The sequence below is a fragment of the Paenibacillus sp. Y280 genome (assembly GCF_056786335.1).
The window spans coordinates 1-25,546 of record NZ_JBXCIW010000021.1 but is presented as its reverse complement, the minus strand read 5'-3'; the positions used below and the strand labels follow the sequence as shown (position 1 = coordinate 25,546).

The 25,546-nt window shown below is 47.4% G+C and carries 21 protein-coding genes and 2 pseudogenes; 10 read left to right on the top strand and 13 right to left on the bottom strand.

The window, feature by feature from the left end; translation table 11 throughout:
- Positions 1-12: 12 nt before the first annotated feature.
- The 5 genes and pseudogenes from lpdD to AC1TPC_RS21450 form a co-directional block, all read right to left on the bottom strand.
- Positions 13-408 (bottom strand): prenylated flavin chaperone LpdD, encoded by a 396-nt coding sequence (gene lpdD / locus AC1TPC_RS21470; protein WP_482068844.1) that lies wholly within the window; start codon positions 406-408, stop codon positions 13-15.
- A pseudogene (locus AC1TPC_RS21465) lies at positions 389-1,310 on the bottom strand (NAD(P)H-dependent flavin oxidoreductase). The gene lpdD and the pseudogene AC1TPC_RS21465 overlap by 20 nt, the downstream one beginning before the upstream one ends.
- A gap of 137 nt (positions 1,311-1,447) precedes the next feature.
- The gene (ric, locus tag AC1TPC_RS21460; protein WP_482068843.1) at positions 1,448-2,158 is read right to left on the bottom strand and encodes an iron-sulfur cluster repair di-iron protein; all 711 of its coding nucleotides are present in this window, start codon (positions 2,156-2,158) and stop codon (positions 1,448-1,450) included.
- Positions 2,159-2,370: 212 nt separating this feature from the next.
- Positions 2,371-2,979, bottom strand: coding sequence for an SPASM domain-containing protein (locus tag AC1TPC_RS21455; protein WP_482068842.1), 609 nt, complete (start codon positions 2,977-2,979; stop codon positions 2,371-2,373).
- Positions 2,980-3,197: 218 nt separating this feature from the next.
- Positions 3,198-3,497, bottom strand: a complete 300-nt coding sequence (locus tag AC1TPC_RS21450) for a hypothetical protein (protein ID WP_482068841.1) — start codon at positions 3,495-3,497, stop codon at positions 3,198-3,200.
- 99 nt (positions 3,498-3,596) lie between these two features.
- Between AC1TPC_RS21450 and AC1TPC_RS21445 the strand changes: the two genes are divergently transcribed.
- Positions 3,597-4,676, top strand: a complete 1,080-nt coding sequence (locus tag AC1TPC_RS21445) for an Mrp/NBP35 family ATP-binding protein (protein WP_482068840.1) — start codon at positions 3,597-3,599, stop codon at positions 4,674-4,676.
- Positions 4,677-4,783: 107 nt separating this feature from the next.
- Here the strand turns inward: AC1TPC_RS21445 and hemY are convergent.
- A pseudogene (hemY, locus tag AC1TPC_RS21440) lies at positions 4,784-6,214 on the bottom strand (protoporphyrinogen oxidase).
- A gap of 26 nt (positions 6,215-6,240) precedes the next feature.
- Positions 6,241-10,845, bottom strand: coding sequence for a glutamate synthase large subunit (gene gltB, locus AC1TPC_RS21435; RefSeq protein WP_482068839.1), 4,605 nt, complete (start codon positions 10,843-10,845; stop codon positions 6,241-6,243).
- 256 nt (positions 10,846-11,101) lie between these two features.
- On the opposite strand from gltB, the gene AC1TPC_RS21430 reads away from it, so the two are divergent.
- Positions 11,102-11,815, top strand: a complete 714-nt coding sequence (locus AC1TPC_RS21430; RefSeq protein WP_482068838.1) for a Crp/Fnr family transcriptional regulator — start codon at positions 11,102-11,104, stop codon at positions 11,813-11,815.
- 10 nt (positions 11,816-11,825) lie between these two features.
- Here the strand turns inward: AC1TPC_RS21430 and AC1TPC_RS21425 are convergent, their stop codons facing one another.
- The 3 genes from AC1TPC_RS21425 to AC1TPC_RS21415 form a co-directional block, all read right to left on the bottom strand.
- Entirely contained in the window at positions 11,826-13,055 is a 1,230-nt protein-coding gene (locus tag AC1TPC_RS21425) for a hypothetical protein (RefSeq protein WP_482068837.1), read from the bottom strand.
- A gap of 76 nt (positions 13,056-13,131) precedes the next feature.
- Positions 13,132-15,387, bottom strand: coding sequence for a nitric-oxide reductase large subunit (locus AC1TPC_RS21420; protein ID WP_482068836.1), 2,256 nt, complete (start codon positions 15,385-15,387; stop codon positions 13,132-13,134).
- 27 nt (positions 15,388-15,414) lie between these two features.
- On the bottom strand, positions 15,415-16,527 hold the full coding sequence (locus tag AC1TPC_RS21415) for a TIGR04053 family radical SAM/SPASM domain-containing protein (protein WP_482068835.1): 1,113 nt from the start codon (positions 16,525-16,527) through the stop codon (positions 15,415-15,417).
- Between the two features lie 255 nt (positions 16,528-16,782).
- Between AC1TPC_RS21415 and AC1TPC_RS21410 the strand changes: the two genes are divergently transcribed.
- The 8 genes from AC1TPC_RS21410 to nrdD all read left to right on the top strand — a co-directional run bounded on the left by AC1TPC_RS21410 (position 16,783) and on the right by nrdD (position 23,198).
- The gene (locus AC1TPC_RS21410) at positions 16,783-17,703 is read left to right on the top strand and encodes a multicopper oxidase domain-containing protein (RefSeq protein WP_482068834.1); all 921 of its coding nucleotides are present in this window, start codon (positions 16,783-16,785) and stop codon (positions 17,701-17,703) included.
- Between the two features lie 98 nt (positions 17,704-17,801).
- Positions 17,802-18,038: a DUF2249 domain-containing protein gene (locus AC1TPC_RS21405; protein ID WP_482068833.1), complete on the top strand. Its 237-nt coding sequence runs from the start codon at positions 17,802-17,804 to the stop codon at positions 18,036-18,038.
- A 23-nt stretch (positions 18,039-18,061) separates the two neighbouring features.
- The gene (locus AC1TPC_RS21400; protein WP_482068832.1) at positions 18,062-18,382 is read left to right on the top strand and encodes a hypothetical protein; all 321 of its coding nucleotides are present in this window, start codon (positions 18,062-18,064) and stop codon (positions 18,380-18,382) included.
- A gap of 19 nt (positions 18,383-18,401) precedes the next feature.
- On the top strand, positions 18,402-18,950 hold the full coding sequence (locus tag AC1TPC_RS21395; RefSeq protein WP_482068831.1) for a DUF2249 domain-containing protein: 549 nt from the start codon (positions 18,402-18,404) through the stop codon (positions 18,948-18,950).
- A 13-nt stretch (positions 18,951-18,963) separates the two neighbouring features.
- A complete protein-coding gene (locus AC1TPC_RS21390) occupies positions 18,964-20,196 on the top strand; it encodes a hypothetical protein (protein ID WP_482068830.1) in 1,233 nt (410 codons plus the stop codon).
- A 26-nt stretch (positions 20,197-20,222) separates the two neighbouring features.
- Positions 20,223-20,528 carry a metal-sulfur cluster assembly factor gene (locus AC1TPC_RS21385; protein ID WP_482068829.1) on the top strand — a complete coding sequence of 102 codons (306 nt, stop codon included), beginning with the start codon at positions 20,223-20,225 and terminating at the stop codon, positions 20,526-20,528.
- Between the two features lie 17 nt (positions 20,529-20,545).
- Positions 20,546-21,214: a radical SAM protein gene (locus AC1TPC_RS21380; RefSeq protein ID WP_482068828.1), complete on the top strand. Its 669-nt coding sequence runs from the start codon at positions 20,546-20,548 to the stop codon at positions 21,212-21,214.
- A gap of 31 nt (positions 21,215-21,245) precedes the next feature.
- Positions 21,246-23,198 carry an anaerobic ribonucleoside-triphosphate reductase gene (nrdD, locus tag AC1TPC_RS21375; protein WP_482068827.1) on the top strand — a complete coding sequence of 651 codons (1,953 nt, stop codon included), beginning with the start codon at positions 21,246-21,248 and terminating at the stop codon, positions 23,196-23,198.
- A 96-nt stretch (positions 23,199-23,294) separates the two neighbouring features.
- On the opposite strand, the gene AC1TPC_RS21370 is transcribed toward nrdD, so the two are convergent.
- From AC1TPC_RS21370 to AC1TPC_RS21360, 3 genes are all read right to left on the bottom strand, one after another.
- A complete protein-coding gene (locus AC1TPC_RS21370) occupies positions 23,295-23,828 on the bottom strand; it encodes a hemerythrin domain-containing protein (RefSeq protein ID WP_482068826.1) in 534 nt (177 codons plus the stop codon).
- A 19-nt stretch (positions 23,829-23,847) separates the two neighbouring features.
- Entirely contained in the window at positions 23,848-24,237 is a 390-nt protein-coding gene (locus AC1TPC_RS21365; RefSeq protein WP_482068825.1) for a Crp/Fnr family transcriptional regulator, read from the bottom strand.
- A gap of 200 nt (positions 24,238-24,437) precedes the next feature.
- Positions 24,438-24,980, bottom strand: a complete 543-nt coding sequence (locus tag AC1TPC_RS21360) for a hypothetical protein (protein WP_482068824.1) — start codon at positions 24,978-24,980, stop codon at positions 24,438-24,440.
- Between the last annotated feature and the right edge of the window lie 566 nt (positions 24,981-25,546).

Here is a 25,546-nt window from a genome sequence, read left to right as displayed (position 1 = left end):
GAATTAACCTCATTATAAGTAAACGACTCGCTTCTCACTATGATCTTTATCACACTGCCACTCACTACAATCAAGCAGTTGCTTCATCTTCGCTCTAGCTTCTTCAACGATGGCCTCAATGTCCCCCCTTGCGGGAGAATCCAAATGGATACCGACCAATACAGCAACTGTATGGCCTATGGCAAGAGCCGCCGTCTCTGCCAATTCGGACGCCAGGTCCCCCTCACGATGGCCGGGAAGCGAAAGAACATTTACAATGGTATGCTTATCATCCGATACATACGCTGTTGCTACTGCTCCGATGTGGGCTGCACCCCCTGTAACAAGAAACACGATATCCTGTCCCATAGCAGATAATTTGATTTCAATCGTATCCGATCGTTTCGAGCTAAGCTGTTGGGCAAACATTCTCGAGTCCTCCATGAATAGCCAACTCATATTCTTTTATAATATTATCAACTATGACTTGTACAGGTAATATATCTTTTATTTCGTGAACTCTAGCGCCGGCAAAAACCAGCCCGGTATCCGTATCCCCTAAGGTCGTCTTTATGAGGGAATCCAATGTGCAAAATTGATAGGAACAATGTTTAAGGCAGTCATAGCACTTAGCAATCTTTAACTTTTTACCTCCGCTGATCAATGCCGTAAATTGATTTTTAATCGCCCGACCTTGCAAACCAACCGTAGTTTTCACGAGTACGGTATCACCCTCATTACAATCTACATACTTTTGCTTCACTGACTGATGCGCATCGCATTCGATGCTCGCGACAAAACGGGTTCCGATCTGTACTCCGGCAGCACCCATTTGAATGGCTTTGGCTACATCCTGTCCATAAAGTATGCCTCCGGCAGCGATAACAGGAATATTCACGGCCTCTACCACTTCTGGAAGAATATCAAACAAAGGCCTGTCCGTCCCCAAATGTCCACCCGCTTCACAGCCTTCTACGACTACAGCAGAGGCACCTAATTTTTCAGCTAGCTTTGCCAATTTGGCTGACGACACAATAGATATGATGGGTACATTATAATCCCTCCCCCATGCATACATATCTCGGGAAAATCCGGCTCCGGAAATAATAAAATCCACCTTTTCTTCCATGGCAGCTTTTATCGTTTCTGCAAAATCATTCATCGCAAACAACACGTTAACTCCTATAACCGTTGCCATTTGTAAGTTCCCTTGCTTTACGGATATGGTTTCTCAATTCCTCGATAGGAATTGCTGTTCCAGAAATAATACCGATTCCTCCAGCATTTGCTACAGCCGATGCCAATCCGCTTAAGGAGATACGTACCCCCATTCCCCCTTGGATAATCGGAAATTTTGGTCTCATATGTGCAATTTGCATTTGTGGAATGTTCAATTGCCTTTACCTCCCATATATTCCTTATTGATAAAAATGGAATAGAGCCGACCCATTGATCGGCTCTATTCCATTTATATATTTTTTTCCAAACGAGGAAATAAGATGTTATTCTCCAAATGGATATGCTCAAACAAATCCAATTCGAGCTCCTTCAGCTTTTGGAAGGCTAGCGTATAGGTTCGGCATGCCTCAGCCGGCAGCTCATATTGATTTGTTATTTCTCTCATTTCCTTCAGAATATTACCAACGCCGCTGTGATCAGCCTCAAGATCATGAATAGCTTGGACCGCTTGCTCTTGAAGATCCCCGGATGGACTTTCTTCATATTGCCTGATTAGAGGGAATACAACCTCCTCCTCTGCAATTAAATGCTGCTCAAGCTCCATTTTCATTTCATGGAAGAGTCTGTGCAATCTGGAAAGCACATCTCCCTGTGTAGAGCCATGAACACGAAGAATCTTGGTCGTAAATTCGCTTAACAACGGAAGTTCTTTTTGCAGATAGGCATGATGCGTATTTATCACATACTCCATTAATTCGCTAGAAGACTTTTCGCGCCAATCCACGCTGCGATCTTTGTTTTGATTTGCCTCACGGTAATTCTGATTAAGCTTTTCAAGAAATAGATCTTCCTTCGTATCCTGTTGTCGAAGCACTTCTAACAATGAACGATTTCCACCGCAGCAAAAGTCAATGTTGTACTCCTTAAACAAGTTACTGGCACCAGGGAAACTTGTTACAATATCACCGATCTTCTCAGTACCATTAAATGATGTTAGCATCGCACACCTCCAAATGAGTTCAAAAACTAAATTCCTGTTAAGCGTTCGCTTATATTCTGATTATAGCCTGATCTATGTATCGACTCTGTGATAGGCATCACATCTTATACGGTTAAATTTCCCGGTACAGATTTAGTCAGTATTCCCGTATTTTTTGCTCCAACCGGAGAAATTGCAGGGCGAATAACGCGCATGTTTAAACCTCCTAACCCTTATCGATGATTTTCCCAGATTAGCTTTAACACTTTTTTGATTTGTCTTTTTTCGAAAGGGCACGGTCGCGATCCTGTCCTCATTCTGTACAAAGGACAATGATTCCCTTGGCAAGCGGGTCGGTAAAAGCAACTGCGGCAATGTTCATCCTGCTCTTCACCTGAGGTAGTCCACAGCGCCAGCTTATCGTAATCCAGGTAAGCGGTTCCATCGGAATGCAAATGACCGATTTGATTCGAATCTTCCTCTAGAGCCACGGTACATTTATACAGCTTTCCACTAGAACCAACGACGAGGGAGTGCGGTTTAGCCGCATAACAAACCGAGCCGCCGGGCATCAGGGAGCTTTCAATAAAAGAACTCATTGCCAGTTTGTGATCCAATCCAAATGCAGCAAACTCCCACATCTTTAAGTTCGCCTTTTTTGGATCGCAGACAGGCAAGTGTTCAACATGGTTGCCGCCCCATCGCCCGACAGGCCGAAAAAAAACTTCAAATCGTTTGTCCCCGGAAAATAACTGGCTTATGATCCGCACAAGCTCCTTTATTTCATCTAAATTGCTCTGATCAAAATTGATTCTGATGTGGATTTCAAACTCATCGCTCAACTAGCGGATTGCCTTTAAATTACCGAATATGCGCGAAAAGGTCTTTCCTCCATTACGCAGAAACCTTCTGGCATCATGTGTAGCCTCGGGCCCATCAATCGTGATCATAAATCTCTTTATACTCCAGCTCAATAACTGTTGAAATACTTGCTGTGTAAGATAGTAATGAGCGGCCTGTTTTTCCACATAGTTTTGCAAGCCGGATTTAGCCGCATCCGTCATATTTCCTCTGAGGAATGACTCATAGCAATATGTACATCTGAAATTGCACGCTTCTCTGGCAACTCCCCTTCTACTCCTGAAGCTCTTAATGCTGCAAGAACCACAGGTATTTCTTCATCTGAAAAAGTTGCTATTCCACCTGTATAGCTATTGTAAACAATTAGTTCCTTACAATCTGAATATGTAATCACATTGAATCGCGAAGGAACCCATCTCTTAAGGTCTGCTACCTGTCCATTCATATTAATAATATGTTCAGCTCTCCTTCCTCTATTAGATTGGTTGGGCTGAGCCAACCATTCTAAAGTAGCACAATTCCAGCTCTAAATAAGTGACAGAAATCACATTCATTGTAAATTCCTGTTGATATAATGAGTGAAACGGGAGGTGCGATATTGATAACAAAAGATGAAGTTTTGGACGCCATACAGTATTTGAAAGATCGCAAATGGGATAGGAACATGCTCGACTTAAGCTTGATCCGTGATATTATGATTCGTGAAGATAGGGTTATGCTAACCGTTATTATTCCTGAAGATACCCCGCCAAAGATCAAGGCCATTTACCAAAACGAAATCTCTGAAGCTATAAAACCATTTAGCGATCTGAGCGTCCATATTCGATTTCGCATAATGTCACAATTGGAATGCTCAGAAATCGAAATGAAATTAGGTTCAAGCCGTGAACCAGCGGAAGCAACAGTCCAAGAAGAGAAAGATCAAGCGCTGAATAAGAGAAAAGATGTTCAGTTTATCACTATCGCAAGCGGCAAAGGCGGTGTAGGAAAGTCAACGGCGACCGTAAACTTGGCCATAGCTCTCACCAGAAGAGGGAAAAAGGTCGGCGTCATTGATGCCGATATTTACGGATTCAGCATCCCGAATATGATGGGGATCAAAGAACGGCCAAAGACCGTGGATAACACCATACTTCCAGTGGAACGTTGCGGTGTCAAAGTCATGTCCATGGGCTTCTTTGTGGAGAATAACTCCCCGGTAATTTGGCGGGGGCCGATGCTTGGCAAAATGCTTGAACATTTCTTTACCGACGTGGTCTGGGGGGAAATTGATTTTATCTTATTGGATTTACCGCCTGGCACTGGCGATATCGCTCTCGACATTCACCAAATGCTGCCCGAAAGTAAAGAGATTATTGTTACTACGCCTAACGCTACCGCTGCTCATGTTGCAGCGAGAGCAGGAATGATGGCGAATAAAACAAACCATGAGATTTTGGGAGTCATCGAAAATATGGCTTATATGGAGTGCGGAAAGTGTGGAATCAAGGAGTATCCTTTTGGTCAAGGCGGCGGAGCGGACCTTGCCAGCCAACTGAAAACCAAACTGCTTGCGCAAATCCCGCTGGGTGTACAAGGCGGCCGCTCTTACGAACCGAAAGATGCGCCGTCCGTTTATAAAGAAGATAGCTCGATCGGGCGAATCTATTTGGATATCGCCGATCAAATTATGGAATAATGTAATCCCAATGGGAGTGGTATGATGAAGGAGAACCTAGAAGCGCTGCGCCTGGGTTCTCCTCGACAGCCTCGTCATACAATTGGCCCTGCGACCGGCATCGCTTCTTACAGCGATTTCATATAGTTGAACATCTGCTCAGCTGCCTGCTTGCCCTGCCGGATACAATCGGGAATGCCAACGCCCTCATACCCCGCTCCGCAAAGGAATATTCCCGGCAGCTCGCATTCGAGCCCATGCCTTACTCTCTTCAATTGCTCAAGATGGCTTAACGGGTACTGGGGCATCGATTGCATTAATCTCGTTATTTCATGAAAAATAGGCTCTGCCTTTATGCTCATCATATCTTTCAGATCGCTGCGCACCTTTTCCAGCAGCTGTCCGTCCGTAAGCTGGACCCATTCCTGTGCTCCGGCACGGCCGACATAGGTTCTTATAAGCACTTTCCCTTTTGGCGCGGTATGAAGCCATTTCGAAGAGGTCCACGTACAAGCCGTAATCGTGCGGCCTTCACTGCGCGGCACGACAAATCCGGAGCCGTTTAGCGGGAAACCGATATCTTCGCGGTTAAAGGCCAGAACGATATTGGCTACCGATACATAAGGAATTTGTTTCAGCCACTTCAATGCCGGAAGATTCGGCAGCAGCTCTGACGTATGATAAGCGGGCGATGCCATAATCAAGCCGTCCGTCTTCATTTCCAGACCTTGCTCAAGTCTTACGCGATACCCCCGTTCTTCATCTCTGTCAATTCCGACAACCCTTTGTCCCGTAATAAGCTGCGAAGGCTGCAATACCTCGATCAGGCGATTGACTAACGTTTCCAATCCTCCCTTATAGGTCAGAAACATGCTTTTTCTTGCTATATCCGGCAGCTCGTTCAGAGAAGGATTCCTTTTTTTTCCTGACAGCATCCCTAATATGAGGCTTCTATGCTTTTGTTCCAGCTCATGAAACTGCGGAAATGTCGCTTTGAGGCTTAAAGCCCCCGTATCCCCTGCATAAATACCAGCCAGAAGCGGCTACGTAATATGCTCTAGCACCTCTTTTCCCAATCTCCGCTCTATGAAGGCGCCAAGCGATTCATCATTCCCCCCCTTTTTCCTCGGCAGCAGCAAATCGAGGGCGGCACGAGCTTTGCCGATCGGGGATATTAAACCCGTTTTTATAAAGGGAGCCACTTCTGTAGGGACGCCGAGTATAAGCCCCGGCGGCATGCGGTGGAGCCGGCTCTTATGCAAAATATAATTGGTCTTTGCTTTAGGATTCGTTGCCGTTAATTCATCCTCAAGCCCAAGCTCTCTTGTTAACGCAATGATCGGAAGCTTCCGCGACATAAAGGAATCGGGTCCTTGCTCGATTACAAAGCCATCCCGGTGCCGTGTTCGTATCTTTCCTCCCAGCTGGTCGCTTTTCTCAACGAGCGTAAGATCAAAGGGCATATGATGTTCCTCGAACAGTTTTTTAACATAGTAGGCAGCACTCAATCCCGTTATGCCTCCGCCGACAATGACGACTTTTTTACGTATGCACCCCATACAGCTTCCCTCCCTTATTTATGCTGTTAATTGCCCCTGGAACGGGCGAGCTCTCTAGCATTCGCTTCAAAAGCGGCCAAAAGAGCGTCATCTCCACTTAAGCCGGATTGCTCTGCCTTGCGAATTTGCTCAAGCATCCGTTTGTAGTCCTTCGGGATCACTTTGACGAAAGCATCCAGCGATGAATCCCACTTCTCAAGAACTCGCGAGCCCAGCTCGCTGTTGGTATACATCACATGACGTTCGATCAGGGTGCGCAAATCAGCGACGTCCCTCTCGTCCTCAAGACGCTCTAGCAGCACCATCTCCAGATTGCAGCGCTTATAAAAATCGCGGGATTCGTCTAGGATATAGGCAATCCCGCCTGACATGCCCGCCGCGAAATTTCGGCCGGTGCCGCCTAGCACGACAACGCAACCGCCTGTCATATATTCGCAGCCGTGATCTCCCACGCCTTCCACGACAATCTTCGAGCCGCTGTTGCGGACGGCGAAGCGTTCGCCCGCAATTCCTCGAATATAAGCTTCGCCGCTAGTAGCGCCATAAAAAGCCGTATTTCCGATAATGACATTTTGCTCGGCAGAAAATGTTGCCTTGCTGGATGGCGCGACTATGATTTTACCGCCGCATAGTCCCTTTCCGATATAATCATTCGCATCGCCTTCAACCGACAAGGTAATCCCGCTCGGAACGAATGCGCCAAAGCTTTGTCCCGCGGAACCGGCAAAGTCGAATCGAATCGTATCCTCCGGCAATCCTTGCAGTCCGTAACGCCTGGTCACCTCGCTGCCCAGGATCGTACCGACCACGCGATTCACATTATGAATGGGCAGCATTTCCCTAACTCTTTCCCCTCTTTCCAGAGCGGGCTCGGCCAGCGGCAGCAGCCGCTGCATATCCAACGATTGATCAAGACCGTGATTTTGTTCTTGGATACAGTAGCGCTTAGCATCTTCGTGTACCTTTGGCTCATATAGCAGCCCGTTCAAATCAATGCCTTTTGCTTTATAATGATGAATGAGATTTTTGGTCTCGAGCTGCTCTACCCGTCCTACCATTTCGTTGACCGTACGGAATCCGAGCTCGGCCATAATCTCCCGTAATTCCTCTGCCAGAAACCGCATGTAATGGACAACATGAGCCGGATCTCCTTTAAAGTTTTTTCGGAGCTCGGGATTTTGCGTTGCAATGCCCACCGGACAAGTATTGAGATGGCAAACCCTCATCATGACGCAGCCAAGAACGACAAGCGGAGCCGTTGAGAAGCCATACTCTTCGGCCCCCAATAAGGCCGCAATCGCTACATCATAGCCGGTCAGCATTTTACCGTCCGTTTCAATCGTAACCCGGTCGCGAAGCTTATTCAGCATAAGCGTCTGATGCGTTTCAGCCAGCCCAAGCTCCCATGGCAGACCTGCATGACGGATGGAAGCCATCGGGGAGGCGCCTGTTCCGCCGTCGCTTCCGCTGATCACAATAACATCCGCACGGCCTTTGGCAACACCCGCCGCTATCGTGCCTACGCCAACCTCGGATACGAGCTTGACGTTAAGGCGGGCGCGAGGGTTAGCATTTTTCAGATCGTGGATGAGCTCCGCCAAGTCTTCGATAGAATAAATGTCATGATGCGGCGGCGGTGAAATAAGTCCAACGCCCGGAGTTGAGCCGCGCACCTCCGCGACCCATGGATACACTTTGCTGCCGGGCAGCTGTCCGCCTTCCCCGGGCTTTGCGCCCTGCGCCATTTTGATTTGGATTTCATCCGCATTGACCAGGTAATGGCTCGTGACTCCGAACCGTCCCGAAGCAACCTGCTTGATCGCGCTGCGCTTCGAATCACCATTCTCGCTGCGCACGAATCTTGCAGGATCTTCGCCGCCTTCCCCGGTATTCGATTTGCCGCCGAGCCGGTTCATGGCGACCGCAAGGCTTTCATGCGCCTCCTTGCTGATAGAACCGAATGACATGGCTCCGGTTTTAAAGCGCGTCACGATCGACTGGGCCGGTTCCACCTCATCGATGGATATCGGTGGACGCAATGATTTAAAGCTGAGCAGCGAGCGCAGCGTCATATTTTGTTTGTCCTCCCCTCTTACAAGCCGGGAGAACTCCTTGTACATCTTGTAGTCGTTGCTGCGGGCAGATTGTTGAAGCAAATGAACGGTCTGCGGATTGTACATATGGGCTTCCCCGTCTTTGCGCCACTGATATTCCCCGCTTGAGTCGAGCTCCGTCTCTTGGCCTTCCCGTACGCTAAACCCGTGCAGATGCTGCTTCAGCGTATCCTTCGCAATTACATCGAGGCCGATGCCGCCGATACGGGACGGCGTCCATGTGAAATATTCATCTACAAGCTCATTCTTAAGGCCCAGCGCTTCAAAGATCTGTGCTCCGCGATACGATTGAATGGTCGAAATCCCCATTTTGGATGTAATTTTAATAATGCCTTTCGTCACTGCTTTAATGAAGTTTTTGACTGCCGTTTCACGAGAGATAGAATGAAGGATTCCCTGACGGATCATATCATCCAGCGTCTCGAACGCCAGATATGGATTAACGGCATTCACGCCGTAGCCAAGAAGCAAAGCAAAATGGTGAACCTCATGCGGTTCGCCGGATTCGAGCAAAATGCTGACCTTCGTCCGGGTACCCTGCTTAATGAGATGATGATGCAGCGCAGAAACCGCGAGCAGGGCTGGAATAGCCGCATTGTCCTTATCGATTCCGCGGTCGGATAGGATCAGGATATTATGGCCTTTTGCGATCACACGATCGGCCGCTTCGCGCATTTGCGCCAGCGCCGTCCGCAAGCTCGCTTCACCATCGCTTGTAGAGAAATAAATAGGCAAAGTCATACATTTAAAGCCTTGTCTTCGTACATGCCGCAGCTTAGCGAACTCTTCATTCGATAAGACCGGTGTATCCAGGCGAATATGCCTGCAGCTCTCCGGCCCCGGATTGAGCAGATTTCGCTCCGGCCCGATAGTCGTATACGTCGACGTAATCATTTCCTCTCGGATAGCATCAATCGGAGGATTGGTAACCTGGGCAAACAGCTGCCTAAAGTAGTTATAGAGCCTTTGCGGGCGTTCCGACAGTACCGCGAGCGGAGCGTCATAGCCCATCGACCCGATCGGCTCCGCACCGCCGCGGGCCATCGGCTCAAGCACTTTTCGCAGCCCCTCGTATGAATAGCCAAATGCAAGCTGGCGCTGCCTTATCGTGTGATGCTCAGGCTCAGGTACCTCCGGCGCTTCCGGCAGCTCGCCTAGATCAATAAGATGCTCGCCAAGCCAGCTGAGGTAAGGCTGATCGGACACGATCTTCGTTTTCGCCTCCTCATCAGAAATGATTCGTCCCAGCCTCGTGTCTACTAGCAGCATTCGACCTGGCCTCAGGCGGTCTTTATACAAAATATTTTCCGGCGGAATTTCAACTGTCCCGGCCTCGGAACCTAGAATGATATGGTCGTCCTTCGTAACATAATAACGGGCGGGACGCAAGCCGTTCCGATCCAGCATAGCGCCTATTTGGGTGCCGTCCGTGAAAGCCATGGCGGCCGGTCCGTCCCACGGTTCCATGAGCGTGCTGTGGTATTCATAGAAAGCCTTTTTCTCCTCGCTCATGCTTTCATCATAGACCCATGGCTCCGGTATCATCATCATTGCCGCATGCCTCAGCGGGCGTCCAGCTAGGTACAGAAACTCGAGCGTGTTGTCAAACATGGCCGTATCGGAGCCGTCAGGATGAATGACCGGCATTATCTTATCCAGATCCGCTCCAAAAAGCTCGCTTGCAAACAACGATTGACGCGCATGCATCGCATTTACGTTGCCGCGCAGCGTGTTGATTTCTCCGTTGTGGATCAAATACCGATAGGGATGCGCCCGCTCCCAGCTCGGAAACGTGTTCGTGCTGAAACGGGAATGAACTAGCGCTATGGCCGTCTCCACCAGCTCATCGTTTAATTCCGAATAGAACGAACGCACCTGTTCGGTCGTGAGCATGCCTTTATAAACGATTTTCTTGGAGGACAGGCTCGAAAAATAGAACATATCCTTTCCTTCCATAGCCGAGTACCTGATGTCCCGCTCCGCGCGCTTGCGAATCACATACAACTTGCGCTCGAAAGCGAGTTCGTCATTCAGCTCCGGATGACGCCTGATGAACAGTTGCCGAATATACGGCATTGCGGCTTTGGCCGAATCGCCAAGCTTCCCGTTATTCACGGGTACCGTACGCCAGCCGAGCAAAATCTGGCCTTCCTCGCGAATGATACTCGCAAGCCGCTGCTCCTGCATATCGCGAGCCGCTTCATCCTGCGGCAGGAACAGCATGCCGACGGCATACTCTCCTTCCTCATCCAATACTATCCCCTGCCTGCTTAACTCGCGTTTGAAAAAGGCATGCGGAATTTGCAGCATGATGCCGGCGCCGTCTCCCGTATTCGGTTCACTCCCCTGACCGCCGCGATGCTCCATATTTTCCAGCACGGTTAATGCTTGGCGTATGATTGAATGCGACCTCCTACCCTTGATGTTGGCCACAAAGCCCATTCCGCACGCGTCTTTCTCAAACTGCGGATCATAAAGCCCTTGCTTTGGCGGTAAACCTCTATATGTCTTAACCATAGGCTGCAACCTCTCTATCCGGTGATTATTGACTATACCCTCATAACGCCAATTATAGTCAGCTCTCCTCAGCACTACTGTGAGCCCTATCACTTTTTTAAAATGCTGCTTTAGATTTCCAGGTTAGCCGCCTAACAAAATGCCAGAGCTTAGCCATCCCTTCTAAAGTAGCACGATTTCATTCCCGTTAAAGTGACCGAAATCACATTCATTCCAAATGCCCGTTGGTATAATGAGTGCAGTTGGAGGTGTTGATATGACAAATAAAAATGCGCTTAACAAAATGAAGGAAAAAATAGAAGCGCTGCGCCTGGTTCCTCTTTTTCGAGACTTGACGCAGGAGGAGCTGGAGCGCATATGGGATATTTCTATCCAGAGAAGCTACCGCAAAAGAACAGCGATATTTACGGAAGGAAGCAATAAGGAGGCCGTCTATTTCATTCAAGACGGGCTGGTCAAAACGTTCAAAACAGATCAGAACGGTCATGAGCATATCGTATCTTTCCTTAGAACGGGCGACATGTTCCCTCATACCGGGTTCTTTAATCAGACTCCATACCCCGCAACCGCAGAAGCCATCCTCCCGACCCAGCTGCTCGCCATCCCGATACAGTCCTTTGAGAAGCTTATTATGGATACACCTATGATCGCTATCAAGGTCATGAGAGTAATGAGCAGGAAAATCAGAGACTTGCAGGACAAGCTGCAGGAAATTACGGGCCACGACGTACAGGATCGGGGATTGCTGTTTTTATTGAAGCTTGTTGAAAACTATGGCATAGTCAAAGACGGTGTTGTCCATGTGGATGCGCCAATGACCAACCAAGAGTTCGCCAACACGATCGGGACAACAAGAGAGACCGTTAACCGGTTAATCAATCAGCTTCGCAAGGAAGGCATCTTGGAGCCGAATCGAACCGGTTATACGATTCTTGATTACGAGGCTTTAAAAAAATGGTCGCACAAGTAGGGCAGCCGCCCTAGCCGCGTGCGGCCATTCCTTTCCTCCAGAACAGGAATATGCCTATTGCCATTGCCGAACTCGCTGCCCATAGCCACTCTCTACCGTAGAGAAGAGCTCCAAGTCCCATCCAATCGAACAAGCCCTGCAAAAATAATACAAGCTCATTAACGCCAAATCCAACGAGGAATACGACATATCCGATCTTTGCCGCTTTCCGCTTCCCATCCATCCACCCCTGCTGAATAAAAAGCGCCATGCACATCAAACTGACAAACCCAAGTAAAGTCAGATGCAAATACCCGATAACCACACTGCGCGAATCGTAGATCATTGCCGATAATCCCGGTACGGCAGGGCCAAGCTCCAGCGTCGCCTTAATGAGCAGAACAGCCAACGATAAAGCCAAAAATCTCCCCGCCCATCCCTCGAAGACCGATTTCAAGGACGAACGCGCTTGATACATCACGATACCGAACAGGATAGTGGCGATCCACTGTACAATTGCGGCAATCGCTGCCGCGACATACCATCCTTTATCCGGCTTGAACCACATGACGGATAATAGAAAGGAAGGCAGCAAAGAACAGGCGTACAGCCAGAACATTGCTTTTGCTGACCGTATGGAATAATTTATTCGTTTTTCTTCGAAAATCCGCAGTAAAACCGCCATAAGGCCAAGCGTGAACCAGCCGTTGTATTGAAGATGCAGGTAGAAATAAATAGCCGCATCATAAAGCGGAGTTTCTTGAAGCTGATTTGCACTAAGCGCAGCGAGTCCCCAAGGTCCAAGAGAGGATACGGATAAGCTAATCAAGCTGCCCTTGGCAAACAGGATAGAAGTCGGATTATGGGACATATTAGACGCTTGCAGGCGCAATTGTCTCCAAGCGATTACAGTAAACCAGTAAGACAAAAGGATATGAACAGTCGAGAAACCGATCGAAAAAACGGCATAGCCTTGTAAGCTGAACGAGACAAACATCCCTACGACGGTCAGCTGCGTCAGTCCTAATAACCATTTTATTGTCCGACCGTTTCTATCGTTATAGGTAAAGAAATGTGCGAGAAACAACAGCACCAGCGCCATATAAGCCCAACCGAGCAAAGCTAGATGGGAATGGGCGTGCAACAGGTGGTCATAACGGACCGCAGGAAGCGGAAGGATCGCTATGCTCCTCATGAGACTGCCTGAGACAGCAGTGACAAGGAAGTAGAAAACAGTAAGCAGTGCCCAGCCTTTCTTCATTTCCATCTGCCTCCTTTGAATGAATGGGCTGCCGGCACATAACCGGACAGCCTATTCGGATTGGAAAACCAGATTACTACTTGCCGCCGACCAACGACTTGCCTGTCTTTAAGCCGATGACAAACCAGGCAATTCCCAGAACCCCAAGCGCAAAGATCGTGTCCCCGAGAGCCCGCAGCCATACAAGGTTCTGCATCAAGCTCGTATGAAGAAATTCAGCGGATCTGGCATACCACATTCCGTGCTCCATACTGGCCAAGGTTTGCAAAATACCGACCGGAAGCAGACTTGCAAGACCCATCGTCATGAGTCCGATGTTGAGCGACCAGAAGGAAAACTTCAACAGCTTTGTTTTCCAAGCATTTTCCCCGGTTAATCCACGCAAGCAGAACAGCATCAGCCCGATCCCAAGCATGCCGTATACGCCAAACAGTGCGGCATGCGCGTGCAAAGCGGTTGTGTTCAGCCCCTGCATATAGTAAAGCGCAATCGGCGGGTTAATCAGAAAACCGAACAGGCCCGCACCGACAAGATTCCAGAAGGATACGGCTACAAAGAAGTAAATAGGCCACTTATATCGCGTTACCCATGGCTTTGCTTGACCATGCCTCATATTCTCATAGGCTTCAAATCCAATCAGCAGCAGCGGAACTACCTCCAGTGCGCTGAAAGAGGCCCCGAATGCCAATACTCCGATTGGCGTGCCGGCGAAGTACAAGTGATGGAACGTGCCGATAATGCCGCCTGCCAGAAAAATAACGGTTGAGAACAGCACTGTCGCCGTTGCAGACGCCGTTCGAATTAAACCCATTCTGGTGAAGAGGAACGCAATAACAACCGTGGCGAACACTTCAAAAAAACCTTCCACCCATAAGTGGACAACCCACCATCGCCAGTAGGTAATGATCGTTAAGTGAGTTTGCGGCCCCCACATTAAGCCGGGAATATAAAATGCGGGAATGGCAATCGAAGCAATTAAAAATAATACAAGCAGATGTCGGCTTTCCCCTTTCTTCTTCAGGGCCGGCCATATCGCTCTAACCATGAGGAAGAACCATAAGAACAAGCCAACCGTCAGGAAAATCTGCCATGCGCGTCCCAAATCTACATATTCGTACCCTTGATGGCCAAAATAAAAATTATGGGTTGCACTCGTAATATAGCCCTTGACTGCCATCCATTCTCCAACCATGGACCCTACGACGATCAGCAGCAAACAGCCAAATAGAAAATTCACCCCAAAACGCTGGTATTTCGGTTCATGTCCAGAGATGGCGGGACCAATGTACAGACCAGTTGCTAACCATGCAGTTGCAATCCAGAACACCGCCAATTGCTGGTGCCAGGTTCGCGTTACACTGTAAGGAAACCATTTGTCCAGAGGGATGCCGTAAAATCCGTTTCCTTCTACTGCATAGTGAGCGGTGATCGCTCCTAGTCCAACCTGAACGACGATCAAGCCGGTTACGATCCAGAAATATTTGAGCGTCGCCCGCATGGAAGGCGTTACTTTCACTTTGAGCAGCGGATCCTTATCCGGTATATGTTCATGCTCGTTCGTTTCCTTGCTTTTCTGAACGGCGTTATACCAAGCAAGAGCGCCCACTCCGGCTATTAGCAAAATGACACTTAATATGGACCACATAATGGACGAATTCGTCGGCACATTATCGATGAGAGGCTCGCCCGGCCAGTTATTAGTATACGTAATATCCGAATCGATCCGATTCGTGGAAGTCGCCCATGTGGCCCACCAGAAGAAGGCAATCAGTTTTTCCCGATCTTGCGCAGAGCCGACCGTATTTGCCGGCAGCGCAATTTGCTCGCGATACTCCGCCATGGACGGATCGTTGCCGAATACTTTGGAATAATACGCACCCACAACCTCGATAGACTCCGCTCGAAGGCCGGAAATGACAATTTCATCTTTCGCTTCATTATAAGTGTTCGTTCTGATTTCTCTCTTTAACGTTGCTTTAATTTCAGCCTGCCGTTCCTCGGACAACTGGTCATACGGCATTTGATACTTTTCTTCCGACCATTGATCAGTCATCCAAACGAGCTGTCTATGCAGCCAGTCTGCCGTCCAGTCCGGTGCGACATAGGATCCATGCCCCCAAATACTCCCGATCTCCTGACCGCCCATTCGCTCCCATATATTTTGTCCATCCAAAATATCATCTCTTGTGAAAACGACATCTCCCTCCTCCGATATGACTTGACTCGGAATCGGAGGCTTCTCCTGAATAATTTCTCCTCCGTAATACAGCAGCACCGCGAATGAAATTGCGAACACCAAGAATAATGCTAACCAAAGCTTTTTATACTGCATGCCTTCCACCACCTTATCAGATTCATGTTAGATCGACTGCAAACTGCCTTGTTGTTGAAATGCTTTCGGCACATAGGCGCAATAAGGATCGCTTTCCAGGTAATCTCCGGTAACCGCATAGGCTCTAGCCCTCGAACCCCCGCATATTTCCTTGAATTCGCACACCCCGCACTTGCCCTTTAACAGCGATTTGTCGCGCAGCTGCCTCATAACCGCGGAGTCCCGGTAAATTTCCGTTAAAGACCGCTCTCTGACATTGCCGCAAACAACGGGCAGGAAACCGCTAGGATACACATCGCCGGTATGGCTTATAAAAACAAATCCGTCGCCGTCATTGACGCCTTTGGGAGCGCGTCCGAGCATATCCATTCGTTTCTCCCCGCCTGGGGCTATCCTTTCGCCTAACCGCTTGCTCTCCTGCAAAAATACCCTTCTGTAATGAGGCGCTTCCGTCGCTTTCACGCCATAAGGCATTTTTTGCCCCAATTGGCACAACCATTTCATCACCTCTTCATGCTGATCGGCAGTGATCATATCCTTCTTCAACGCACGTCCAGTCGGCACCAGGAAAAACAAACTCCAAAGCACAGCCCCCATATCCTTGACCTTCTCCGCAATTGCCTCAAGATCGTGAAGATTATAAACCGATACCGTTGTGTTTACTTGAATGGGTATCTTCTGCTCCTTCAAATATTCGATGCCCTTCATCGTCCGCTCATAAGATCCCCGCGTGCCGCGAAAGTGATCGTGAATGGCTGCGCTTGAGCCGTCAAGACTAAAGGCCCACCGCGATAATCCGACCTCCTTGGCTTTACGTATCGCTTCGCGGGTAACCTTTGGCGTAGCGCTCGGCGTCATCGAAACAGGCAGCCCCTTTTCTTCGATAGCATACTGGGCTAGCTCGAATAAATCGGGACGCATAAGCGGATCTCCGCCTGTAAATACGAATAAAGGATGATCCATCCCGGCAATTTCATCAATAAGTTTCTTTCCTTCCTCGAAAGACAGCTGACGCGGATCCGCTCTATACTGCGCTTCCGCCCGGCAGTGCAGACATTTCAAGGCGCATGCCCGAGTGACTTCCCATATCACGATGAATGGATTCTCCTTGTAGTCTCTTTCGGTTATTAAAGTCTTCATCCTACTCCTCCTCTCGCTGCAATTAAAAACTGAAACCATCTTAATGAATAAATAAAGCTGTTGCTGTGAGTACCATCACACTTAACACAACTGACTTATCCTATATTAAATTTATCAACGTTCCCCAACTGCAAGATATATTGTGAATGTTTTCACTTATTAACACCTATTCAATAAGGAAGGATGATTGCAATGCCGAAACGGAATAGACGCCTCCTTGCATGGATCGCGTTCATCTTGATTCTAGGAGGATGCATGAACGCTGGCACTGAAAACATCGTCACGGTTGAATCAACCCCCGTTATTCACAAAATCAATCAACCGCCAGTAATGCCCGTCGTGAAGCGAGACGGAAACATCGTTTCTATTGAAATGACTGCGCAGATCACGGATATCGAAATCTCGAAAGGCGTCAATTACAATGCATGGACCTTTAACGGAACGGTGCCCGGCCCTGTTCTTCGGGTGAAAGAAGGAGATACGCTTAACTTCACGCTTAGAAATCTTGACCCGGCGATCCCTCATTCGATGGATTTTCACGCCGTGCATGCTGCGCCAAGCAGCAAATTTATCGATGTCATGCCAAATGAGAAGGGCAACTTTACGTATCCGGTCCATACTCCGGGCGTATTCATGTACCACTGCGGAACAAAGCCCGTTTTGTCGCATATCGCGAACGGCATGTATGGGATCATTATTGTTGAGCCGACAAACGGTTATCCTTCGGACGAGCTGATTGATCGGGAGTACACGATTGTTCAAAGCGAATGGTACAAGGAAAACGACTTTGAATCGTTCTTAAATGACGAGCCATCCTACGTGGTATTTAATGGAGACGACTTTACATTAAAAGAAAAGCCGTTTCTGGCGAAAGTCGGAGACAAGGTTCGATTTTATGTAAACAATGCCGGCCCAAATGAAATAAGTTCGCTTCATATCGCGGGCACCGTAATGGACCGTGTCTATTTGGATGGGAATCCCAAAAATGTGCTCTATGGTCTTCAAACCTTGATTCTCCCTGCCAGCGGCGGTGCTGTCGTGGAAGTAACCGTCACCGAGGAGGGGGATTACCCGATTGTAACCCATCAATTCAATCATGCTTCCAAAGGGGCTGTTGCTATCTTGAGGGTAACTAATGACGGTAATGACAATGGTAAAGCTGTTAGGGGTCATTAAGAAATATTTCTATTTGTGATGAGCGTCACAAAGCCGATTACCTCATCCCTATATAATAACGGTGTAATCAAAATCATCTTTCACAGGAGGAATACACGATGCAACCATTATTCACCGCTTCCGTCAATGCCACAGAATACCCGCCTCAATTGAAGCACAAGGTCATATTTGAAACCTTTAATAAGCTGCAGCCATCCGAGGCTATGCTTTTAATCAACGATCATGATCCCATGCCGCTGCGTTTTCAGTTTGAATCTATGTACAAAGAGCAGTTCACTTGGGAATACCTCGAGAAAGGGCCGGAAACGTTCAAAGTGAAAATCGGCAAGCTGTAGCAGCTTAGATTGGGAGTGGTTAGATGGCCGGCATAGAGATTATCAATGAGAAAACGATTAAGATTTCCGTCAAGCTGGATGACGCGACTGCCATGATCAAGGATGCACGGCAGCATATTAACGAATTCGCTCATGACATTGTAACGATAGTTGAAAAAATGCCGGAGTTCGAATACACGTACTTTTGCTTCTATGCGTACGACAGCGCTGCTCTGTTTGAGAGAATGCTTCGAATCGACCCAAAGGAATACACCTCATTCTCGCTTGACGCGCCAGACTCTTTCTTTTACGCCTTATACGGAGGAATGACGGGATTGTACGAGGAAGCCAAGCTATATGTCTAGAAGCCGGAGGTGAAATGAAATGCAGCCAAACGCTCCACGAACAGTCGAACTGGATGTGCGGCCTTATTTGCAGCAAAAGCTGGAACCTTTTCAAGTCATCATGGATCAAGTTAAGCTATTGGAAAAAAATGATATTTTCGTCCTTCATGCAACCTTTAAGCCTACTCCATTACTGGGTGTCTTGAAGATGAGAGGGTATGCGAATAAGACCGAGCAGTTAACTACAGATCATTGGATCGTTACCTTCGTTCATAAGAGCAACAAAAAAAGTTTAGAGGCCGTTAAAGCGTTTGGGCAGGCTGAAGAGGATGACTTCCAGCATAAACCGGAAGCACCGAAGGACCGCGACAAAAGAACAATAAAGCTGGATAACCGCGGGCTTGAACCGCCGCAGCCTATGATTCGCACACTAAATGCGCTTGATAAAAGCGAGCCTGGCGATGAAATCATCATTCACAATGACAGAGTACCTGTCTTTCTGATCGAGGAATTAAAAAACCTCGGCTATCCTTTTCAAATTGAAGATCATGCTGACGGCTCGGCAAAGGTCATTATACAAAAACGATAAGGGGGCGAAGCTCATGTCACGTCTCCCCTTTCTGTTCATATTCACAGGAGTCGTTGGTTTCGTATTGTTCCATGTCTCTTCCCTTGTGTCTCTTGCAGGATGGATGAATGGTGATCTCCGCGGTCCAACCGGCTGGTTTCACATCCATTTAATTATTTTGGGATGGGCCGCGATGATTGCCATGGGTGCCGTATATCAGCTCATTCACGTCATTTTACAATCGAAAATATACAGCGAAACGCTCGCCTATTTCCACTTTGCGGCCTTTACTCTCGGCGTGTCCGGATTGCTGTACGGGTTCATACGAGGTGATGTATCCTGGATTGCGGGCTTTGCGACGCTCACGCTGATAGGCATCTTATTATTCGCTTGGAACATGGCCGTCACCTTGCTTCGCGCCGCACAATGGAACGCGATTACAATCAGTACAGCCTGTGCCGTCTTGTATTTGGTTCTGACGGGTCTCTCCGGAATGGCGATGGGATTAAACTTTGCTTTAGGCGACTGGAACTTGCTGCACGAGAGATTGTTCGGCGCGCATATTTGGTTAGGGACCCTCGGCTGGTTTGGTATGCTCATTACCGGCTTCAGCTACAAAATGCTGCCGATGTTCTATTTGGCGCATGGGTTTCCTGTCCGAATGAGCTATGCGACGCTTGGCTTATGGAATCTAGGGGTGCTAACCGGCGCAGCCTCCTTTCTGCTGGGGTGGGGCTTCTGGACAAAATGGATTGCACTGCTGTTTATAACGCTAGCCATTATTACGTATAACCTTTTCATTTCGCAGGTGTTTAAGCACCGCCACAAGCGGCACCCGGGTGCCGGTATCTTATGGTCTGTGTACAGTTGCCGCGCTCTCGCCGTTTCTGCAGTCCTCATGCTGATCTACTTGTTGCTGCGCCCGCAAGAGCTTCTAACCGCCGAATTTATAACGGTCTCCGGATGGATCTATCTGGCAGGCTGGGTAGCCTTCATGATCTTATGTTATTTGTCCAAGATTGCACCGTTTCTATGGTGGACGCATAAGTACGGAGCTCGAGTGGGAAGACCAGGTACACCGACAATGGCTGATCTGCTCGGCGAGAAAGGGGTAAATGCGGGTTTAGGCGCAATCGCATGCTCGCTATTGATTTTATTTGCCGGTTTCACGTTCAGCCTTCAGAGCTTCGTTCTAATCGGAGGGATTTTCTTTTCCCTGTTTTCACTTGGATATATTTCATTAATTGCCCTTGTATTTACTCGGTAAGTTTTTGAAGAGAGGAGCGGTGCACGATGGATGAAAGGTCGGAAGAAGGCGTTCGCGGGCTGCTGCGGCAAGTTTACGATCCTGAACTCGGTATCAATATTGTCGATCTCGGGCTTATCTACGGCGTGAAGTGGAAGGATGATGAAGTTGCGGTCCGAATGACGCTTACCACGCCGGGCTGTCCGATGCACGATACGATAGCCGGGGGCGTCAAGCATGTCCTGCAAGGTCAAATGGGCTTTAACAAGGTCGAAGTCAATGTGGTGTGGGAACCTCCCTGGACGCCGGGTATGATGACAGAAGAGGCCAAAGACCAGCTCGGATATTTCTAATAACAGGAGAGAATCGAATGCTTGCCTTTCACCCCCGTTTTATTCGTACGTTCGATGATTTGCCCGGACATCTCTCCTTGCTCATTCATGCTTGGAACGGGTGCAATATGCGCTGCTATGGCTGTCATAACGACGCCGAACTGATTGCGAGAAAACCGGATGGTCGTCATTTAACGGCAGAACAGGTTCTCGGCCGCTTGACCGGCTGCGACGGGATGTTCGACGCCGTGCTGTTCAGCGGAGGAGAGTTTCTGGTGAACGACAGTTCTGAAATGGAGCGTTTTCTTCGAGAGTTGCGTCATATTTTTAAAGGGAAAATCATCATGTTCACAAATGGCACATTCCCGCGCAAAATGAAGAGCATGCTTGCCAATGACTTAATTGACGGCGTTCATATCGATATGAAACTGCCATTTCATTGTTTGGATCCAAGGGATGAACCGGAGGTGTTCGAAGCGGTTATCGGCGTCGTCCCTTCCAAACGCTTTTGCCTCGATATTCTCGAGTCTGTGGAAACCGTCATCCTTCACAACAGCGCATTAAGTCAAGTAAGAACCGTTCGCTATCCGCTGCTTAGCGATGAATATTTCGAACAAATATCAACGTATGTCAATGATTTGAAAACCAAGCACAACAGCATCGTCCCCTATTGCCTGAATCCCTATCACCCAACGCAGACCGAGTAACAATTTCATTGAAAATTGAAGGAGGATTATCATGTTTCGTCAGTCCACGGATATTATTGAAACCTTCACTTCCGCATCTGAATCCAAGCAAGCCGATTATTTAAAACGGGAAAACAGCAACTACGTTTATTCATTGCCTTTATTGCGCCACAATCTGACCAACTTTGCTGAAGAAGAATATTTACTGCAGCACATTCTGCCGGCTAAATTGACCGAGCTGTACCGCGAAGGCGTCGTCTACATACATGATAAACAATTAAGTCCCTATTGCCTAAGCGTGGCATGCAAAGACATCGCTACCAGCGGGATTCCTACGCTTGCGAAAAATATGATGTCCTCCCATCCGACCAAAAAGCTTGAAACACTGCTCAGACATTTCAGCAACATCATTGTACTGATGTCGCAGCAGGTATCCGGTGCCGTTATGTTGTCGCAAATGACCACGATATCCGCTTCCTATTTGTATTTCGAGGAAACGCTTAAAGGACGGCGTTTCACCGCCGAAGAACTGCAGCAAATGTTCCAAAGCCTCATTTGGGAAATGAACATGCCTTTGCGCGGCGGATCGCAATCGGCTTTCACCAACATTACGCTGGAATTCGGCAAACCATCGGACGAAATCAAGAATGATTTTATCGTGATTGGCGGAGAGCCGCTTAACATCTGTTACCGCGATATTCCTTCCGAGTACTTCGATAGAATCAATAAGGCCGTAATTGAGGTGATGAAGCAGGGCACCGGGACCGGCCTCCCGTTCACGTTCCCGCTTCTAACCGTACCCATCGACGACGATTTCGATTATAACAACAGGCTGTTTCTCGAAATGCTGGACGGCATGTACCGCTGGGGCGGGGTTTATTTCGAAAACTTCCGAACGGAACCGTTCCAGAATGAAACCTATCGCCGCCTCAATCCCTATATTAAACCTCGGGATCCGGAAGTTAGCCGCAGCTTATGCTGCAGACTTCAAATCGATTTGTCTGTGCTGTCCAGACTAGGCAGCGGCATATTTGGCAGCTCAACCGGTTCAACCGGTGCCGTGCAGGTGTTGAATATGAACCTGAACCGGGTGCTGATGGAATACGGACATCATGAGCAATTGTTATTTTCCAAAATCGAAGAGCTGATGAATACGATGCAGGAAGGTCATATGGCGAAACGGGCGTGGATTGAACGGAATAAAGAACTTTATCCGACCTTTTTTGCCTTAAATCGGGATTTATCCAACTATTTCAACGTATTTGCCGTTACCGGCATGCATGAAGGACTTATTAATATCGGTTACTCAGGCGGCATGAGCAACGAGAGCGGCAAGCGGCTGGCACATCGGATCATGCAGTTTATGACCGACAAAATCAATGAATTCATAGTCAGAGACAAGGTCGCATGCGGGATTGAATATGCTCCCGGAGAGAACGCGGCCATTAAGTTGGCCAGACACGATGTGAAATGGGCAAGTCGAAACAATCGGGATATTTTCGTTCAAGGGACTGGAGAAAACGTTTATTTGACATCGGGCTGCATGCTCCCGTTCAGCGAAGACGATTTCCTGCGGCAAATTGAAAATAGCGCCGAATTTCAAGCCTACGCGACTTCAGGCAGCATTCTGCATCATTTCCTGGAAAGCAAGCTTTCGCCTGAACGCTTGTCCGATTATTTGAAAAAAATATTCGATAAGCCGATCCAATATATTACGTTGACTCCAACCTTGACAAGCTGCCTTGACTGCGGCCAGCAAATCGTTGCGGAGGATGGGAAAAACATAGAAGCCTGCCCTGTTTGCGACAGCGATGATATCGCTACCTTCAGCCGCGTAATCGGTTACGTCAAAATGATTTCCCGCAAAAAGCTGCATGTTGATAAGGAAGGCTACTATACAGGAGAATTCAACTTCTGGAGCAACGCGCGGCGATTTGACTGGAATACACGCAAACGAATAAAAGAAGAGGCAATTAGCAGCCTCTCCTCTACCGTGAAATCGTAACGCAAAGCTAACTTTCACCCCATATAGCCCGGGTTCCTCCAATTAATTGTTTAGGAGAAGAACCCGGCATTTTTTTTGCCAGGCCTATACGTACAGTCAATAATTTTTGATCCTTGGATATAAATAACGGTTCTCTATATGAATATGATCTTCTATATTCGACTCTAGCTTGTTAAACCTAGCAAAGGTTAAGGCACTGGTTCGGCAAATATCTCCCAGTAACGTATAATTTGATGTTAACTGTCTCATTTGTTTCATAATCTTACTCACAAGGTTGTGGTCTGTCTCCAGTTTGTCAATGAATAGCTGCGCTTGTTCGAGGGCATCGATTGAGTTCGTTTTCTCATACTTAATAATAAAAGGAAAAAACAATTCTTCCTCGTCAAAAAGGTGCTGCTCCAATTCATGCTTCAAGCAGCAGAAAAGTCGATGCAGCTCAATAAATTCTTCATGTTTATTTCCGTGCAAACACATGATCTTTTTCGTTAATTCACCGAGCAGCGGAAGTTCGGTTCTTAGAAAAAGGTGATTGCCTAACATAACCTTATTGATTAATCCAACCATGGATAGATTTTGCCAATCGGCTTCCGATTTCCCTGCATTTTCTTTTTTAATTAATAGCGTTTTCAATTACATAACCTCCCAAGCGTCAGGTTTCCTTCCAATGCTTTAACGACTCTACATCGTGAATTACGAATCCCGAACGATTCATATCCGCAATTCCTTCCTTTTGCAGCTCCTTCAGAAAACGGCTCCCTGTCTCTCTTGTGCCACCAATCGTATCGGCAAAATATTCACGTGACATTGGAATACCGATTCGAAGCCCACCATTCAAAGGCGTTCCATCATTTTCTGCGAGTTTTAACAAAAACATTTGCCCACGATGCTGCGTATCTTGTCCGGTGAGCTGCTGTTTCTCTCTTTGCAGATCGTTTATTCGCTCGCATAAGACACGCATCACCTTGAAAGCAGCCGTTGTGTTTTTGAGTAGAAAGCTTTCGAGCGGCTTGATGGGCAAAATCAATAAAACTGTCTGCATAATGCACGCTGCCGAAGAGGGGTACAACGAATTATCGCATAATGCAGTATGAGGAAACATATCGCTTTTTTTCAAATAGGAAACAATATTCTCATGACCATATTCATCCGTATTATAGATTTTGAATATCCATCGTGTTTATTAATTTTGCCATTGCCAATCTCCTCTCTTCACAAATTCTCGTTCTAATCGGAAAGTTTTTAAGAATACAAATAATCGATATCAGTCAAAACCTTTTCCGCTAAGGGAGTAATCAGTAAATCGTCCTCTCTGAGATACTCTCTCATGAGTCGGCACGCCTGAGCTAACTGTACCAAAATAACGCTGAGCGGTTTGGCATCAGCCGTAAAGGTTAAAGAATTGATCGAGTCCATAAAAGATTCCATGTCGTTTTCAGCCAGCCCCAGATCCTTTTCCAACTTCCAAAAGGAGAGACGTATACTCGGACCCGCGCTCATGTTAAAATATTGGATCAAAAATGGATATACCTCTTTCCTCTGCTGATTCGCATAGGTTTTGATCGTCTTAAATAAGAAATTATTGGCCGCTAGCAAATCTCTAAATGACTGAAGCTGGTCATCTCTATTCGATATACCGGATATTGCTTGAGCCTTTTCTTCGATTTGAGTCAGAAGGTCGATTAATTCCTTCCGTTCTGCTTTCAAGCGTTCGACCATATCATAGAATTCTGTTGGATGAGCAGGAACTGATTCGTTATAATCCGTTATTGCGGTCAGATTCATAAAGATTCCCTCCCAATTAATAAGGATAATATACTTATCTCTTCGTTTAAGCTAAGTATAAATATCGTCACTGCATTTGTATGTGATTAGTTTCACAAATGTTGTTACAGAAATATGTCTGGTGATAGCATTCATCTCTAAATCGATGACATTTTGACATCTTGTAGCACCATATATAGCCATATCTAAATCTAATTACGTTTAGCGCACTACAACCTTACGCTCATATGTTCTTTAATTAATATTTGGTAATATATTGAGGAGGACGAAGCTCAAGTGAAGGCGCAGGAACGTTCTTACCCTATTTCTTTGAACTATTGGGAAGATAGTTTAATCCTTAAATTTTATGCGTAGTCAGAAAATTACCTGCGGAGGTGGATTGTGAGAAATAAACTTATATTTTTGCTTGTAAATGTCGTTTGCTTAATTTACTTATCATCCTGTTCAAAGTAAGCGTCAAATCCAGCCCACCTTCAACGTCCAAACCATTCATGAGAAAATGAAGGCAACCCAATGAAGGAGGTTGCCACATGACCACGAGAGAACAACGTCGTCAAGCATGGATT

Coding starts and splice junctions, on each gene's coding strand:
- nrdD (WP_482068827.1), top strand. CDS start 21,246: ATGTTTCGTCAGTCCACGGATATTATTGAAACCTTCACTTCCGCATCT.
- AC1TPC_RS21410 (WP_482068834.1), top strand. CDS start 16,783: ATGAACGCTGGCACTGAAAACATCGTCACGGTTGAATCAACCCCCGTT.
- AC1TPC_RS21390 (WP_482068830.1), top strand. CDS start 18,964: ATGTCACGTCTCCCCTTTCTGTTCATATTCACAGGAGTCGTTGGTTTC.
- AC1TPC_RS21415 (WP_482068835.1), bottom strand. CDS start 16,527: ATGAAGACTTTAATAACCGAAAGAGACTACAAGGAGAATCCATTCATC.
- AC1TPC_RS21365 (WP_482068825.1), bottom strand. CDS start 24,237: ATGCAGACAGTTTTATTGATTTTGCCCATCAAGCCGCTCGAAAGCTTT.
- AC1TPC_RS21430 (WP_482068838.1), top strand. CDS start 11,102: ATGACAAATAAAAATGCGCTTAACAAAATGAAGGAAAAAATAGAAGCG.
- ric (WP_482068843.1), bottom strand. CDS start 2,158: ATGCTAACATCATTTAATGGTACTGAGAAGATCGGTGATATTGTAACA.
- AC1TPC_RS21380 (WP_482068828.1), top strand. CDS start 20,546: ATGCTTGCCTTTCACCCCCGTTTTATTCGTACGTTCGATGATTTGCCC.
- AC1TPC_RS21405 (WP_482068833.1), top strand. CDS start 17,802: ATGCAACCATTATTCACCGCTTCCGTCAATGCCACAGAATACCCGCCT.
- AC1TPC_RS21385 (WP_482068829.1), top strand. CDS start 20,223: ATGGATGAAAGGTCGGAAGAAGGCGTTCGCGGGCTGCTGCGGCAAGTT.
- AC1TPC_RS21360 (WP_482068824.1), bottom strand. CDS start 24,980: ATGAATCTGACCGCAATAACGGATTATAACGAATCAGTTCCTGCTCAT.
- AC1TPC_RS21420 (WP_482068836.1), bottom strand. CDS start 15,387: ATGCAGTATAAAAAGCTTTGGTTAGCATTATTCTTGGTGTTCGCAATT.
- lpdD (WP_482068844.1), bottom strand. CDS start 408: ATGTTTGCCCAACAGCTTAGCTCGAAACGATCGGATACGATTGAAATC.
- gltB (WP_482068839.1), bottom strand. CDS start 10,845: ATGGTTAAGACATATAGAGGTTTACCGCCAAAGCAAGGGCTTTATGAT.
- AC1TPC_RS21395 (WP_482068831.1), top strand. CDS start 18,402: ATGCAGCCAAACGCTCCACGAACAGTCGAACTGGATGTGCGGCCTTAT.
- AC1TPC_RS21425 (WP_482068837.1), bottom strand. CDS start 13,055: ATGAAGAAAGGCTGGGCACTGCTTACTGTTTTCTACTTCCTTGTCACT.
- AC1TPC_RS21400 (WP_482068832.1), top strand. CDS start 18,062: ATGGCCGGCATAGAGATTATCAATGAGAAAACGATTAAGATTTCCGTC.